13 protein-coding genes are annotated in these 15,521 nt (G+C 71.0%); 12 read left to right on the forward strand and 1 reads right to left on the reverse strand.

What is annotated here, in order from left to right; genetic code table 11:
- Positions 1-22: 22 nt before the first annotated feature.
- Positions 23-1,129: a citrate synthase 2 gene (locus T398_RS20520; protein ID WP_496449175.1), complete on the reverse strand. Its 1,107-nt coding sequence runs from the start codon at positions 1,127-1,129 to the stop codon at positions 23-25.
- A 239-nt stretch (positions 1,130-1,368) separates the two neighbouring features.
- Here T398_RS20520 and pdxH point away from each other — a divergent pair, with 239 nt between their 5' ends.
- From pdxH to T398_RS20580, 12 genes are all read left to right on the forward strand, one after another.
- Positions 1,369-2,034 (forward strand): pyridoxamine 5'-phosphate oxidase, encoded by a 666-nt coding sequence (gene pdxH / locus T398_RS20525; protein ID WP_496449176.1) that lies wholly within the window; start codon positions 1,369-1,371, stop codon positions 2,032-2,034.
- On the forward strand, positions 2,031-3,323 hold the full coding sequence (locus T398_RS20530; RefSeq protein ID WP_496449178.1) for an MFS transporter: 1,293 nt from the start codon (positions 2,031-2,033) through the stop codon (positions 3,321-3,323). Before pdxH ends, T398_RS20530 begins: the two co-directional genes overlap by 4 nt.
- Before the next feature lie 49 nt (positions 3,324-3,372).
- Positions 3,373-4,299 (forward strand): aldose 1-epimerase family protein, encoded by a 927-nt coding sequence (locus T398_RS20535; RefSeq protein WP_496449179.1) that lies wholly within the window; start codon positions 3,373-3,375, stop codon positions 4,297-4,299.
- Between the two features lie 13 nt (positions 4,300-4,312).
- Complete coding sequence (locus T398_RS20540; RefSeq protein WP_018218258.1) at positions 4,313-4,915, forward strand: nitroreductase family protein; 603 nt, start codon at positions 4,313-4,315, stop codon at positions 4,913-4,915.
- 183 nt (positions 4,916-5,098) lie between these two features.
- A complete protein-coding gene (locus T398_RS20545; RefSeq protein WP_496449181.1) occupies positions 5,099-5,404 on the forward strand; it encodes a type II toxin-antitoxin system VapB family antitoxin in 306 nt (101 codons plus the stop codon).
- 35 nt (positions 5,405-5,439) lie between these two features.
- Positions 5,440-6,600, forward strand: a complete 1,161-nt coding sequence (locus tag T398_RS20550; RefSeq protein WP_496449183.1) for an acyl-CoA dehydrogenase family protein — start codon at positions 5,440-5,442, stop codon at positions 6,598-6,600.
- Between the two features lie 169 nt (positions 6,601-6,769).
- Complete coding sequence (locus T398_RS20555; protein ID WP_496449185.1) at positions 6,770-8,167, forward strand: L-serine ammonia-lyase; 1,398 nt, start codon at positions 6,770-6,772, stop codon at positions 8,165-8,167.
- 54 nt (positions 8,168-8,221) lie between these two features.
- Positions 8,222-9,049, forward strand: coding sequence for an ABC transporter permease (locus T398_RS20560; protein ID WP_496449187.1), 828 nt, complete (start codon positions 8,222-8,224; stop codon positions 9,047-9,049).
- Position 9,050: 1 nt separating this feature from the next.
- A complete protein-coding gene (locus tag T398_RS20565) occupies positions 9,051-9,800 on the forward strand; it encodes an ABC transporter ATP-binding protein (protein ID WP_496449188.1) in 750 nt (249 codons plus the stop codon).
- On the forward strand, positions 9,797-11,779 hold the full coding sequence (locus T398_RS20570) for a DUF5941 domain-containing protein (RefSeq protein WP_496449190.1): 1,983 nt from the start codon (positions 9,797-9,799) through the stop codon (positions 11,777-11,779). The genes T398_RS20565 and T398_RS20570 overlap by 4 nt, the downstream gene beginning before the upstream one ends.
- An 8-nt stretch (positions 11,780-11,787) precedes the next feature.
- A complete protein-coding gene (locus T398_RS20575; protein WP_496449192.1) occupies positions 11,788-13,983 on the forward strand; it encodes a bifunctional glycosyltransferase/CDP-glycerol:glycerophosphate glycerophosphotransferase in 2,196 nt (731 codons plus the stop codon).
- A 165-nt stretch (positions 13,984-14,148) separates the two neighbouring features.
- Positions 14,149-15,456 carry an ABC transporter ATP-binding protein gene (locus T398_RS20580; protein WP_496449194.1) on the forward strand — a complete coding sequence of 436 codons (1,308 nt, stop codon included), beginning with the start codon at positions 14,149-14,151 and terminating at the stop codon, positions 15,454-15,456.
- Positions 15,457-15,521 lie beyond the last annotated feature (65 nt).

Here is a 15,521-nt window from a genome sequence, read left to right on the forward strand (position 1 = left end):
CTGGTCCCAGCCCGAGCGACGGTCAGACGCCGTGCGGGACCTGGTCCCAACCCTCGACCTCGTGCGGCCGGCGGGGGCTGGGCCCGACGTAGCGGGCGGAGGGGCGGACGAGCCGCTGGAGCTTCTTCTGCTCCAGAATGTGGGCGCTCCAGCCACCCATCCGGGCGCAGGTGAACATCGAGGTGAACATGTGGGCGGGCACCTCGGCGAAGTCCAGCACGACCGCGGACCAGAACTCGACGTTGGTGGCGAGAACCCGGTCCGGCTTGCGACTGTGCAACTCGGCCAGGGCGGCCTTCTCCAGGGCCTCGGCGACCTCGAAGCGGGGCGCCCCCAACTCCTTGGCGGTGCGGCGGAGCACCCGGGCCCGCGGGTCCTCGGCCCGGTAGACCCGGTGACCGAAGCCCATCAGCCGCTCGCCGCGATCGAGTACGCCCCGGACGTACCCCTCGGCGTCACCGCTGCGCTCCACCGCCTCGAGCATGTTCAGCACCCGGGAGGGCGCCCCGCCGTGCAGTGGCCCGGAGAGCGCACCGATGCCGGAGGAGATGCAGGCAGCGGCGTCGGCGCCGGTGGAACCGACAATGCGGGCGGTGAAGGTGGAGGCGTTCAGGCCGTGCTCGGCCGCCGAGATGAAGTACGCGTCCACCGCCTTGACGTGCCGCGGGTCCGGCTCGCCCCGCCAGCGCTTCATGAAGCGCTCGACGATGGTGGCGGCCTTGTCGATCTCCTTCTGCGGCACGGCCGGCAGGCCCAGGCCCCGCGCCGACTGGGCGACGAAGGAGAGCGCGGTCACCGACACCCGGGCCAGGTCCTCGCGGGCCTGTTCGTCGGAGATGTCGAGCAACTGGTGCAGACCCCAGTACGGGGCGAGCATCGCCACCGCGGACTGCACGTCCACCCGGATGTCACCGGAGTGCACCGGGACCGGGAACGGCTCGGCGGGCGGTAGACCCGGGCCGAACCGTCCATCCACCAACAGGGCCCAGACGTTGCCGAACGAGATCTGACCGATGAGATCTTCGATGTCCACGCCGCGATAGCGCAGCGAGCCACCCTCCCGGTCCGGTTCGGCGATCTCGGTCTCGAAGGCGATGACGCCCTCCAGCCCCGGTTTGAAGTCGGCCATGTCGTCTCCTGGATCTGGCTCGGTGCGCCCGGGCCGGGCCCGCGTCGGGCCCGGTGCCTTAGGCGACCCTCAGGGATGTGTTCGTGACATCTTGCCTGCTGACTACGGGACTTTCGACCCGTGACCGCTGTGCCTCACCCGACATCCCCAGACGGGACGGCCGTCGAGGAGTCGGTGACACTGGGTGTACGGGCAGGCTGTCAGCGACACGACGGGTCGGTCCGTTAGCCGGGAGGAGAGTGGATGTGACAGGCGACACAGTGCCGCCGGCGAACCTACGTAACGAGTACGCCGCGGACCTGGGCCTGACCGAGACGAACCTGGCCGGTGACTGGTACACCCAGTTCGACCGCTGGTTCACCGAGGCGGTGGCCGCCGGTTTGCCCGAGCCGAATGCGATGGTGCTCGGCACCGTCGACGCGGCTGGTCGGCCGAGCGCCCGTACGGTGCTGTTGAAGGGGTATGGGTCGGACGGCTTCGTCCTGTTCACCAACTACGGGTCGCGCAAGGGCACCGAGCTGGCCGCCAGCCCGTACGCGAGCCTGGTCTTCCCCTGGCTCGTGCTGGAGCGCCAGGTGGTGGTGACCGGTCGGGTGGAGCGGCTCGACCGGGCCGAGACCGAGGCGTACTTCGCCAGCCGGCCGCGCGGCTCCCAGCTCGGGGCGTGGGCGAGTGAGCAGTCGCGGGTGCTCCCGGACCGGGCCGCGCTGGACGCCGCCTACCAGGCAGCGGCGGAGCGCTTCGTCGCCGGGGCGCCGATCCCCGCGCCGCCGCACTGGGGTGGCTTTCGGGTCCGCCCCGACGAGGTGGAGTTCTGGCAGGGTCAGGCGAGTCGGCTGCACGACCGGCTGCGGTTCCGCGCCACCGACGGGGGCGGCTGGGCCGTCGAGCGGCTGGCGCCGTGACCGAGGTGCGGGAGGCCCGGCGGCGAAGCGGCCGGTGGGCGATCGACCTGCGTCCGCTGGCGGTGCCGGCGTTTCGCCGGATGTGGCTCGGCAACACGATGGCGATGGTCGGCTTCCAACTCACCTCGGTCGCCGTCCCGGTGGAGATGTACGCCCTGACCGGGGAGTCCTACTGGGTCGGCCTGCTCGGCCTCGCCGGCTTCGCGCCCCTGCTGGTCTTTGGGCTCTGGGGCGGAGCGGTGGCCGACGCGCGGGACCGGCGTCGGGTGCTGCTCGCCGGTTCGGCGCTGCTCTGGGCCACGATGCTCGGCCTGCTGGCGCAGGCCTTGCTCGGTGTGGGTAGCCCGGTGCTGCTGCTGGCGCTGGTCGCCGTCCACTCGGCCGGCTTCGCGATCAGCTCGCCGGCGCGATCCGCGGCCCTGCCCCGACTGCTGCCACCGGGGCTGGTCCCGGCGGCGCACACCCTGAACTACACCGCCTTCACCGCGGCTTCGGTGGTCGGCCCGCTCGTCGCGGGTCTGATCTTCGCGGTCGCCGGTACCGAGGGTGGACTGCCGATCGCGTACGCGGCGGACGCGTTCCTGTTCACCGGGTTGGTGGTGGCCGCGCTGCGGCTGCCGGCGATGCCGCCGGAGCCGCTCGGCGAGGGCGAGCTGCGGCGTGGTGGGTTGGCGGGGATCAGGGACGGACTCCGGTACCTGGCCACCACACCGGTGCTGCTGCTGTCGTTCGCCATCGACCTGATCGCGATGGTGCTGGCGATGCCGCGGGCGTTGTTTCCGGAGATCGCCGAGGAGCGGTTCGGTGGCGGGGCGGCGGTCGGCTGGCTCTTCAGCGCCATCGCGATCGGTGCCATGCTGGCCGGCCTCACCTCCGGCTGGATCAGCCGGCTGCGCCGGCAGGGGCTTGGCCTGGTCGTGGTGGTGGTCGGCTGGGGTCTGGCGGTTGCGGCGGCGGGGCTGGCCCAGCAGCTCTGGCTGATGGTCCTCCTGCTCGCGGTGGCCGGTGCGGCCGACCTGGTCAGCGCGGTGCTACGCCAGTCGATGCTGCTGGTCTACGCGCCGGACCGGATGCGGGGCCGGCTGCAGGGGGTGAACACGGTGGTCGTCGCCGGGGGGCCGCGGCTCGGTGATCTGCGGGCCGGTGCGATGGCGGGTGGCTTCGGCAGCGGTGTCGCCTGGGTCGGCGGTGGTCTGCTCTCCGCCGTACTCGCGCTCGGGCTGGCGGTGGCCTTCCCGGCCCTGATCCGCTACCGGGCGGCGGCTGTCGGCAGCGAGCAGCGGGTGTGACCGGTGCTGTCGTCGGTGAGTAGCGGGTTTGACCGGTTAGGGTCCGGGGATGGACTTCCCCGGGCAGTGGGCCCCTTCGGGGGCACAGTGGACCATCGCGGCCGCCGGCCACGAGGCGGTGATCGTCGAGGTCGGTGGCGGAATTCGGACCTACCGATCCGGTGGGGTGGAGCACCTGGACGGGTACACCTCGGCCGAGTTGTGCCCGGACTCCGCCGGCCAGGTGCTCGCCCCCTGGCCGAACCGGCTTCGGGACGGTAGCTACCACTTCGCGGGCCGCGATCTCCAGCTGGCCATCAGCGATCCGGAGCACGACGCGGCCTTGCACGGGCTGGTCAACTGGGTGCCCTGGCAGTTGTTGGAGCGATCGGCCGACGCGGTGACGCTCGGCTATGAGTTGCTGGCGACCCCCGGCTACCCCTGGTCGCTGCGGCTGCGGAGTCGGTGGGCTGTCGGCCCGGACGGGCTGCGCGCCGAGCACGAGGTGACCAACAGTGGCGGCGAGGCGGCGCCCTTCGGCTTCGCGGTGCACCCGTACCTGCGGGTGCCGGGCGGCTCGGTTGACGATGTCCTACTGCGGTTGCCGGCGCGGAGCCGGCTGCAGTTGGACGGGCGGCTGCTCCCGATCGCCCAGTCCTCGGTCGTCGGCACCGAGTACGACTGGACCGTGTCGCGTCGGATCGGCCGGGCGGTGCTCGACGACACCTTCGGTGACGTGGTTCGGGACGGCGACGGTGGTTCGGTGGTGGAGTTGGCTGCTCCGGACGGCGGGACCCGGATTCGGGTCTGGGCGGACCGGCGGTTCGGCTGGTGGCAGGTCTTTACCGGGGACACCCGATCCGGGCCGCGGCGTCGACGTTCGGTGGCGCTGGAGCCGATGACCTGCCCGCCGGACGCGTTCCGCTCCGGCCGGGATCTGCTGACGTTGCGGCCGGGAAACACCTGGCGCGGCGTCTGGGGCATCCGGCCGGCGTAGTCGAGGAGGTGTGATGGAGTTCGTCGAGGTGGTGCGGCGGCGTCGGATGGTCCGCAACTACGATCCGGATCGGCCGGTACCGCCGGAGGTGGTGGACCGGCTGTTGGCGCACGCGATCCGGGCGCCGTCAGCGGGCTTCTCCCAGGGGTGGGGTTTCCTGGTGCTGGAGGCCGCCGAGGATCGGGATCGGTTCTGGGCGGCGACCACGCCGGGCACGGGCGGCCGGGAACGTTGGCTGGCCGGAATGCGTCAGGCTCCGTTGATCATCGTGCCGCACGCCAACCGGTCGGCGTACCTGGACCGGTACGCGGAGCCGGACAAGGGGTGGGCGGACCGGTCAGCAGAGCGTTGGTCGATGCCCTACTGGTACATCGACACCGGCTTCGCCGCTTTGTTGATGCTGCTCACCGCCGTTGATGAGGGGCTGGGGGCGTGCTTTTTCGGTATTCCGCCGCAGCGGCTGGCGGACTATCGAGCGGCTTTCGGGGTGCCGTTGGAGTATGAACCGGTTGGTGCGGTCACCGTCGGCTACCGTGCGGTGGATCAACGATCATCGTCGCTGCGCCGCGGGCGCCGCCCGGTGGAGGAGGTGGTCCGACGGGGGCGGTGGAGTTAGTCCGAAAAACGCTGTTTGTCCAGTTGGTAAAGCGATCTTTCAGGGAGAAACTGTCATAAAGCGGTAGAACGCGGCGTGACTTGGCCGGTTAGGCTGACACGGTCATTGGCGCCGCTGCTCGCGGCGTCGCGTGCAGCGGTGTCGGGTCGGGGGCGGCCGGTCGCGGGGAGGGAGCTAACCGTCGTGATCTTCAGAGCGGTCCGGGATGGGCGTCCATACCCCGAGCACAGCCTGACGCTCAAGCAGTGGGCCGAGATCCCGCCGCGTCCGCTACGCCTGGATCAGTTGATCACCACGAAGCGTGAGTTGGCGCTGGACAAACTCCTCGCCGAGGATTCGACCTTCTATGGCGACCTGTTTCCGCACGTGGTGCAGTGGGACGGCGGGCTCTACCTGGAGGACGGGCTGCACCGGGCGCTGCGAGCCGCGCTGCAGCAGCGCAACCAGATCCATGCCCGGGTGTTCGCCTTTTCCGCGGCGGTCGACTGAAGCGGCGCGGGCTGAGCCTTCGTTAAGGTGGTTCCATGAGCCCTCTCGACCTGCTGGACGTCGATTCGTCACTGAGTGCCGAGGAGCGGCAGATTCGCGCCGTCGTCCGCCAGTTGGTGGACGACCAGGTGCGGCCGCACGTCGCCGGCTGGTATGAGGAGGGCCGCGTGCCCGCCCGTGAGCTGGCCCGGGAGTTCGGCAACCTAGGCCTGCTCGGCATGCACCTGACCGGGTACGGCTGCGCCGGCTCCTCCGCCGTCGCCTACGGTCTGGCCTGCCTGGAGCTGGAGGCGGGTGACTCGGGCATCCGCTCCCTGGTCTCGGTGCAGGGGGCGCTGGCGATGTACGCCATCTGGCGCTACGGCAGCGCGGAGCAGAAGCAGCGTTGGCTGCCCACGATGGCTGCCGGGGAGGCAATCGGCTGCTTCGCGCTGACCGAGCCGGACCACGGATCCGACCCGGCGTCGATGGCCACCCGGGCCCGCCGCGACGGCGACGACTGGGTGCTGCACGGCACCAAGATGTGGATCACCAATGCGACGATCGCGGATGTCGCGGTGATCTGGGCCCGTACCGATGAGGGGATCCGCGGCTTCGTCGTGCCGACCCGGACGTCCGGGGTAACGGTGCGCGAGATCCGGCGCAAGATGTCGCTGCGCGCATCGGTGACCGGGGAGATCTCCCTGGACGACGTGCGGCTACCGGCGTCGGCCCGCCTGCCCGAGGCCGTCGGGCTGAAGGCGCCCCTGGGCTGCCTCACCGAGGCGCGGCTCGGGATCGTCTGGGGAGCGCTCGGCGCGGCCCGGGACTGCCTGGAGACGGCGCTGGAGTACGCGGGCAGCCGTACCCAGTTCGGCCGCCCGCTCGCCGGGTTCCAGCTCACCCAGGCGAAGCTCGCCGACATGGCGGTGGAGTGGAGCAAGGGCTACCTGTTGGCGTTGCAGCTCGGTCGGCTCGCCGACGCCGACCGGCTCCGCCCCGACCAGGTCAGCGTGGGCAAGCTCAACAACGTTCGGGAGGCGCTGGCGATCGCCCGGCAGTGCCGCACGATCCTGGGGGCCAACGGCGTCTCCGGTGCGTACCCGGTGCTGCGGCACGCCAACAACCTGGAGAGCGTGCTCACCTATGAGGGCACCTCGGAGATCCACCAGCTGGTGATCGGGCAGCGGCTGACCGGCCTGTCCGCTTTCGCCTGATCGCTCTCGGCGCAGGTGCGGGCTGTGGTAACGGGTGGCGATCGGGGTCGGGGCGGGTAGGCTGGCCGGCCGGCCCGACAGTTCCGGGCACCCCGGAAGGCCCGCCGTGCCGGCGGTCACCCCGGGCCGGTGATCCGCGCGGTGGGTAGGACGGCGAGGAAGTGCAGCCATGATCAGCATATTCGATCTCTTCAGTGTCGGTATCGGGCCGTCCAGCTCGCACACCGTCGGGCCGATGCGTGCCGCCCGGACGTTCGTCGCCGGCCTCAAGGCGGACGGGCTGCTCAGCGAGACGGTACGGATCCGCGCCGAGCTGTTCGGTTCGTTGGGGGCGACCGGCCGCGGCCACGGCAGTGATCGGGCGGTCCTGCTCGGGCTCGCCGGTGCGGAACCGGAGACGGTCGACACCGACGCCATCGAGGGCCGGATCGACCGGATCCGCGCCGAGCAGCGGATTTCGCTGCTCGGCGCCCACGAGATCGACTTTGACCCGGCTCGGGACCTGGTGCTGCACCGCCGCCGGTCGCTGCCGTACCACCCGAACGGGATGACCTTCGCCGCCTACGACCTGACCGGGGCCGAGCTCCGGGCCCGTACCTACTATTCGGTCGGGGGTGGGTTCGTCGTGGACGAGGCGGCGGCGGGGGCGGACCGGATCACCTCGGACACCACCCCGGTGCGCTACCCCTTCTCGACCGGTGCGCAGCTGCTGGCCGTGACCCGGGAGACCGGGCTGTCGATCAGCGAGGTGATGCTCGCCAACGAGCTGTCCTGGCGCAGCGAGCAGGAGGTGCGCGCCGGCCTGCTGGAGATCTGGCGGGTGATGCGGGAGTGTGTGGCACGCGGCTGCGAACGCGACGGTGTGCTCCCCGGCCGGTTGCGGGTCCGACGGCGGGCCGCCGAGCTGTACCGCGGCCTGATGATGGACGCGGACCCGATGCGGTCAACGGCGGGCCGGGGGGCGGTGGATCCGCTGCGCGCGATGGACTGGGTGACCCTCTTCGCCCTTGCGGTCAACGAGGAGAACGCCGGTGGTGGCCGGGTGGTGACCGCACCGACCAACGGCGCGGCCGGCATCATTCCGGCGGTCCTGCACTACTACGACCGGTTCGGGCCGGGTGCCACCGCGGAAGGTGTGGTGCGGTTCCTGCTCGCGGCCGGCGCCATCGGTGTGCTGTTCAAGGAGAACGCCTCCATCTCCGGCGCCGAGGTGGGTTGCCAGGGCGAGGTGGGTTCGGCCTGCTCGATGGCGGCGGCCGGGCTGGCCGAGGCGCTGGGGGGCACCCCGGAGCAGGTGGAGAACGCCGCCGAGATCGGCATGGAGCACAACCTGGGGCTGACCTGTGACCCGGTCGGCGGCCTCGTGCAGATCCCCTGCATCGAACGGAACGCGGTGGCTAGCATCAAGGCGATCACGGCTGCCCGGCTCGCGTTGCGGGGCGACGGCGTGCACCACGTCTCGCTCGACAAGGTGATCAAGACGATGCGGGAGACCGGGGCGGACATGAAGGTCAAATACAAGGAGACGGCACGGGGCGGCCTCGCCGTCAACGTGATCGAGTGCTGAGTGCCACCGGCCCGCCGGGCGGGGTGTGGCGCGGACCGGGCAGGAGGCGACGCGGTGGCCGCTGGCGTCGGGACGCTCTGGTCGAACCGGGGCGCGCTGCGCATCCTCGTTCGGCGGGACCTCGCGGTCAAGTACCAGCAGTCCGCGTTGGGCTACCTTTGGTCCCTGATCGAACCGCTGGGCTTCGGCGCTATCTACTGGTTCGTCTTCGGTGTGCTGTACGAGCGGGACACCGATCGGTATCTGGGTGAGGCGGCTGACTCGTACCCGTTGTTCCTGTTCACCGGGATCTTCGCCTGGATGTGGGCCAACTCGGCGGTGGGCGAGGCGACCAACGCGCTGACCGGCCAGGCGAGGTTGATCACCACGATGAACCTTCCCCGCCAGTTCTTCCCGATCGGGCGGGTCGCCGGGCGGGTCGCCGAGTACCTGGCCGGCCTGCCCCTCCTGGTGGCGGCCGCGGCGGCGTACGCGGTGGCGGGGCGGATCGACCCGGGCTGGTCGGTGCTCGCCCTCCCGCTGGCCATCACCCTCCAGGGCGTTCTGCTGGTCGGCCTGGCGTTGCTGCTCTCCGCGGCCAACGTGCTGATGCGCGATGTCGAGCGGGTCATGCGGTTGGTCGTCCGGGTGCTCTTCTACGCCACGCCGATCATTTACCCCTTCGGCCTGGTTCGGGACTCCAGCCTGCCGGACTGGCTTAAGGTCGGGTACGAACTGAACCCCCTGGTCGGGATCTTCCAACTGCACCACGCGGTCTGGTACCCCGACGAGTTCCCCGACGCCCGGCTACTCGGTACCACGATCACCGGCTGTCTGTTGGTGCTCGCCATTGGTTGGTGGACGTTCCGTCGCCTCGAACCGGCGGTCCTCAAGGAGCTGTGAGATGGCCGATCCGATCATCGAAGCAGCGGGGCTCGGCATTCGCTTCGTCCGGAACCGCCGTCGGCAACTGCGGCTGCGGGACCTCGCCCTGCACCGGGGGCGTCGCGGTGGTCGTACCGATGGTCGGTTCTGGCCGCTACGGGATCTCTCCTTCTCGATCGAGGCCGGCGACACGGTCGGCGTGATCGGCCGCAACGGCACCGGCAAGAGCACCCTGCTGCGGCTCATCGCCGGCGTGCTGATCCCCGACGAGGGTGGGATCACCGTGCGCGGCGCGGTCGCCCCGCTGCTGGAGCTCTCCGCCGGCTTCTCCGCCGATCTGACCGGCCGGGAGAACCTCTACCTGGTCGGTGGCCTACACGGCCTCACGCCGAGCTACCTGCGGCGCCGGGTGGACGAGATCGTGTCGTTCGCGGGCAGGCAGGTGGAGCAGGCCCTCGACACGACGGTGCGACATTACTCGTCCGGCATGAAAGTCCGGCTCGGATTTGCGATCATTTCGCACCTGCCGCACCCCATTTTGTTGATGGACGAGGTGACCGCGGTTGGGGACGCCGAATTCCGCCAGCGGTGCTATGCGACGATCGATCGTCTGCTCGGAGAGGGGCGCACCCTGGTGCTGGTATCACATAACGAACAGGACCTGACTCGATTCTGCCGGCGCGGCTTCTACCTCGACGCCGGCCGAATGATGGTGGACGGGACGATGGCCGAGGCACTGGCTGCGTACCACGGGGCGGTGGCCCGGTGACGCTCGCGCTGGTGTTGACCACCGACGGGTCAGCGGACCTCGCCGACCGCCTGGCCGGACAGTGCCGGCACGCGGGGATCGACGAGGTACGGCTGGTCAGTGACCTGGCCACCCTGGCCGACCTGGCGGAGTCGGCAACCGGTCCGGTCCTCGTCACCGGCGCTGATCTGGTCGCGCACACGGCCGTCCTGCGGCACCTCGCCACCAGCCCGACGGAGTCGACGGTGGCGCTGGTGCTCGCCGGTCCGCCGGTGCCCGGTCGGACGGCGGTTCGGGAGGACCGCGGGCAGGTGGTCGCCGCTGGAGCGCCGGGGGCCCTGGACGGCGAGGCCACCGGGGTGTTCGGCGGTGCGCTGCGGGTCGATCCGGCCCACCTGCCGGTCCTGGTAGCCGCCGCGCGCGCGATCGCCGCTGAGGTCGTACCGGTGGGAGCCGCCGCGGTACACGGTGTCGTGGACGACGGGCCCGCCGTTGACCGGCTCTTCGCCAACCTGGTGGCCCGCGACGTGGTGACCTTCGCCCACCGGGTACGGCTACTCGTCGCGCACCGGGTCGCCGCCGATGACCCGGCCGCTGTGGACGACCGGGCGGCGGCCGAGGCGGCCGTCGCCGCCGTTGATCCGGACCGGGCCGAGCTGCGGCTGTCGGTGAAGGAGCGAGACGACTTCTTCACCACCTTCTTTGTGAGCACCTGGTCGCCGTACGTGACGAAGGTGGCGGCCCGGCTCCGGCTGAGCCCCACCACCGTCACGATGATCTCGGTGGCGTTCGCGGTGGCGGCGGCGCTGCTGTTCGGCGCCGGAGGGCGGCCCGCGTTGGTCGCCGGTGCGGTGCTGCTCTACCTGGGTTTCGTGCTGGACTGCGTGGATGGGCAACTCGCCCGCTACACCCGTACCTTCAGTGCCTGGGGCGGGTGGCTCGACACCATGGCCGACCGGGCCAAGGAGTTCATCGTCTACGCCGGCCTCGGCTACGGCGCGACCCAGGCCGGATTCCGCTACGGGTGGGCCCTGGCGATCGCCGCGATGGCCGTGCAGACCGTCCGCCACATGAGCGACACCTGGTATGGCGCGATGCACGACGAGGCAGCCCGTCGGCCGCAGACGATCTCGGGGGCTGGGTTCGGTGCCCGGCTCAGTGCCGCCTCGAACCGGGTGCAGGCCGACGTTGGTTCGGTGACGTACTGGCTGAAGCGGACGGTGGTCTTCCCGATCGGTGAGCGATGGGCGCTGATGGCCCTGGCGGCAGCCTTGTTCGACCAGCGGGTCGCCTTGTTCGCGGTGCTGACCGGGATGGTGCTGGCGCTGGGGTACACCGCGGCGCTGCGGCTGCTGCGGGCCCGCTCGATGCGGGTCGGCGTGTTGGACACGGTGGACACCTCCCTGCATCGGGACGACGGCCCACTGGCCCGCGCCTGGGCGACGCCGCGCTGGCCGGGCCCGCTGGGGCTGGCGGTGTCGGCGGTACTGGTGTCGGCGGTGCTGCTCGGGCTCGCGCTCCTCGGCCCGGATTCCCTGCCGCGGTGGACGGTGTTGGTCGGGCTCGGTGGGCTGCTGCTGGCGGCCGCGGGGGCGCGGGCCGGGCACGGCGGGGCGCTGGACTGGCTGGTGCCGGCGGCGCTACGCGCGGCGGAGTATCTCTTCGCGATCGCGGTCGGGGTGCTCGGGGGTGTCCCCGCCGGGTTGGTCTTCGGGTACGTCTTCGTGCTGACCCTGCACCACTATGACCTGACCGCGCGGCTGGAGAAGCGGAAGTTGGCCCCGCCGTTGCACGATGCCACGCTGGGCTGGGAAGGGCGGTCAGCGGTGCTGGCGCTCTCCGCGATCACCGGAATTGCTGCTATTGGCATGGCTACACTCGGTATATACCTTTCAGTGGTCTTCGTGGGGAGTGTGGCCCTCGCCTGGGTGATCCGGCCGGCCCGCGCTGTACGGGCGGTGGGATCGACAGGTGTTGTTGGCGGTCGCCCACCGGGTTAGGGGGCCGGGTGGCACTGATCAGCTTCGTGGTCCCGGCCTACCGGGTGCAGGGCTACCTGCGTGAATGCCTGGACTCGATACTCGGGCAGCCGGTGGCCGGGATCGAGGTGATCGGTGTCGATGACTGCTCGCCGGACAGCAGCGGCGAGATCCTGGCCGAGTACGCGGCCCGCGACCAACGGGTACGGACGATCGCGCTCCCGGCGAATGGGGGACTCGGCCCGGCCCGCAACGCCGGCCTGGACCAGGCCGCCGGGGAATACGTGTGGTTCGTCGACGGCGACGACTGGTTGGCCCCGGAGTGCCTCGTCGAGGTGGCCGAGCGGCTGCGCGCCACCACACCGGATGTCCTCGTCGTCGACCACGTACGGGCCTGGTGGAACGGGGACAGCACCCAGAGCGGGATGCGCGAGGTCTTTCCGTCCTCGCCCGGGTCGGCGACGTTCCGGCTGCGTGAGCGGCCGGAGCTGATCCGCCTGCTGCACACCGCGTGGAACAAGGTGCTGCGCCGCGAGTTCCTGCTCGAGCACGGGCTGCGCTTCGCCCCCGGCTGGTACGAGGATGTCTCGTTCACCTACCCGCTGCTCCTCCGCGCCCAGCGGATCGGGGTGCTGGATCGGGTCTGCGTGAACTATCGGCAGCGCCGGGCCGGCGCGATCACTCGAACCCGGGGGAACCGGCACTTCGAGGTCTTCGCGCAGTGGCACCGGGTGTTCGCACTCCTGGACGAGGTGGATGCGGGCGAAGACGACCTCCGCCCGGCCCTCTTCGAACGGATGATCTGGCACTACCTGGCCGTGCTCGGCACCGGGGAGCGGATCCCGGCGGACCTGCGGCCCGCCTTCTTCGTCCGGATCGCCACCGACCATGCCCGCTGGCGGCCGGCGTCGGGCCAGCCGATCCCGCCGGGGGTCGAAGGGCTGAAGCACCGCCTGGTCGCCACCGGCCGGTGGCGGACGTACAACGCGCTGCGCGGTGCCGCTCGGATCCGGGGTATCGCCGCCCACGCCACCCGACGGGCCCGGCGCGGGGCCGTGCCGCTCCTGCGGCGGGTTCGGGACGCCGGGTTGCGCGAGTACTACCGGGCCGAGTTACTGCGGCCGGTTGATCCGCGGCTGGCGGTGTACGCCGCCTACTGGTACCGCGGGTACGCCTGCAATCCGGCGGCCATCTATGAGGCTGCCCGGCGACTCGCCCCGCACGTGCGGGGGGTGTGGATCGTGCGGCGGGACCGGGTGGACTCGCTGCCGGCGGGCGTGGACTACGTGGTCTCCGGCACCCCCGCGGGCTACCGGGCGTTGGCGCAGGCCCGCTGGCTGGTCAACAACGTCAACTTTCCCAACTTCGTCCGGAAACGACCTGGCACCGTGCATGTGCAGACCCATCACGGCACCCCGGTCAAGGTGATGGGCTTGGACCAGCAGCGCTACCCGGTCGGGGCCCTGATGGACTTCCCGGGGCTGCTGCACCGGGTGGACCGGTGGGACTACAGCATCACCTCGAACAGCTTCTCCACCCAGATGTGGGAGCGGGCCTACCCGGCCGCGTACACCACGCTGGAGGTGGGGTATCCGCGCAACGACCGGCTGGCCACCGCCACCACCGAGGAGGTGCTGCGGATCCGGGCCGAGCTGGGCCTGGGGGTCGGCGAGCAGGTGGTTCTCTACGTGCCGACGCACCGGGAGCACCTGCCGGGGTACCGGCCACCGTTCGACCCGGACCGGTTCCTCGCCGCGTTGGGGCCCGCCGGTCGGTTGCTGGCGCGCAGTCACTACTTCGACGACCGAGCCGCCCCGGCTCCGGATTCGGCCTGTCCGGACCGACTGCGCGACGTGAGCGACCATGCCCGGGTCGAGGACCTCTATCTCGCCGCCGATGTGCTGGTCACCGACTACTCGTCGGCGATGTTCGACTACGCCGTCCTGGATCGGCCGATCGTCGTGTACGCACCGGACTGGGCGGCGTACCGGCTGACCCGCGGTGTCTACCTGGATGTGCTCGCCGATCCGCCGGGGGCGGTGGCGACGGACTTCGCCGGTCTGCTCGACGTCTTCCGCTCCGGTGCGCTGCGGGCGCCGTCGGCGGAGGCGGCGCGGCGTCGGTTCCGGGATCGGTTCTGCCGGCTCGACGACGGCCACGCCGCGGAACGGGTGGTCCGGCGGATCTTCGGCGGGACTGCCGCCGGAGCCAGCCCGGCCAGCTAGTGTCCGGCCGGGCCGGACGTGCCCCAGCGTTGCGCGGTACGGGCCCGCCGGGGCGGCGGTCCTGCGGCGAAGATTGAACGTTTATCCGATAGGCATGCGGAGTGGGGCTCGTCATAGTCGTTCAGGTTCGAGTCCGGTCAGGTGGTGGTGGGGGGAGGAGGAACGGTGGCCACCGTCGCGCTCAAGGATGTGACCAAGGTCTTCCGCTCCGGCACCCTCGCCGTTGACCGGGTGAACCTTGACGTCAACGACGGTGAGTTCATGGTGTTGCTCGGCCCCTCCGGCTGCGGCAAGTCGACGGTGCTGCGGATGGTCGCCGGCCTGGAGGATCCGACCTCCGGTGCGGTCCTGCTCAACGGTGAGTTCGCCAACGACCTGCCGCCCCGGGACCGGTCGGTGGCGATGGTCTTCCAGGATTTCGCCCTCTACCCGCACCTGAGCGTCGGCGACAACATCGCCTTTCCGCTGCGCCTGGCCGGCTTGGCCGCCGAGCGGTGCGGTGCGCAGGTCGCCGATGTCGCGGGAGCGTTGGGTATCGGCGACGTTCTCGATCGCCGGCCCGGACGGCTCTCCGGCGGTCAGCGTCAGCGGGTCGCCATGGGGCGGGCGATCGTGCGTCGGCCGGAGCTCTTCCTGATGGATGAGCCTTTGTCCAATCTCGACAGCGGGCTCCGCTCCGAGCTGCGTGCGGAGATTTCCGGACTGACCCGGGAACTGGGGGTCACCACCCTCTACGTGACCCACGATCAGACCGAGGCGCTGACCATGGCCGACCGGGTGGCGATCATGCGTAAAGGGGTCCTGCAGGACGTCGGTACCCCGACCCAGGTCTACGGCCGTCCGGCCACCCTCTATGTCGCCACGTTTCTCGGTGCCCCGCGGATGAACCTGCTGGAGGCCGCGGTCCACGTGCACCTGGACCAACACGTCGCGCTCCACCTCGGTGAGCAGACGCTGCACCTCCCGTGGGACGACATGCGCGCCCGGGCGGTGGGCCGCTATCACGGTGAGCGGATCGTGGTCGGCATGCGGGCCGAGGCGCTGACCCCGACCGCCCCGAACGCCCTCGGCCCGGTGCTGCACGGGCGGCTCCGTCACCTGGAGCATCACGGGCACGAGTCGCTTGCCTTTCTCGACATCGGCGCCACCGCCGTCGTAGTGGACGATACGGCGGTGCCAGCGGACGGAGGCGTGGTCGGGCAACGGGGCCGGCGTCCGTTCGGCCGGGCGATGCGGCGGATCACCGGCCGGGCTGGTGCGGCGGACGAGGGGCGGCGGGCCGCGGCGAGCGAAACGCCGGACAGCGTGTTTCGCGATCCGGGCCGGCACCACAGTCGGCCGGCGGAGTTGGCGGTGCGGTTGGCGCCCTACCCCGCGGTAGCTGCGGGACAGAAGGTGGCGATCCAGGTCCGGATGGCGGCGCTGCACTTCTTCGACGAGCACGGCGACCGGATCGATGTCGGTTGGCGCTGATGCGGGAGCCCCGGTGCCGGCCGGGTGCGGGGGGTGCCTTGTCGCCTCGGTTACCGGTCGGTAAC

The sequence above is a fragment of the Salinispora goodfellowii genome, from assembly GCF_059570675.1.

What these genes read in the sequence shown, in the direction of transcription:
- T398_RS20550 (WP_496449183.1), top strand. Translation starts at nt 5,440, where the DNA reads ATGAGCCCTCTCGACCTGCTGGACGTCGATTCGTCACTGAGTGCCGAG.
- T398_RS20540 (WP_018218258.1), top strand. Translation starts at nt 4,313, where the DNA reads ATGGAGTTCGTCGAGGTGGTGCGGCGGCGTCGGATGGTCCGCAACTAC.
- T398_RS20535 (WP_496449179.1), top strand. Translation starts at nt 3,373, where the DNA reads ATGGACTTCCCCGGGCAGTGGGCCCCTTCGGGGGCACAGTGGACCATC.
- T398_RS20565 (WP_496449188.1), top strand. Translation starts at nt 9,051, where the DNA reads ATGGCCGATCCGATCATCGAAGCAGCGGGGCTCGGCATTCGCTTCGTC.
- T398_RS20520 (WP_496449175.1), bottom strand. Translation starts at nt 1,129, where the DNA reads ATGGCCGACTTCAAACCGGGGCTGGAGGGCGTCATCGCCTTCGAGACC.
- T398_RS20555 (WP_496449185.1), top strand. Translation starts at nt 6,770, where the DNA reads ATGATCAGCATATTCGATCTCTTCAGTGTCGGTATCGGGCCGTCCAGC.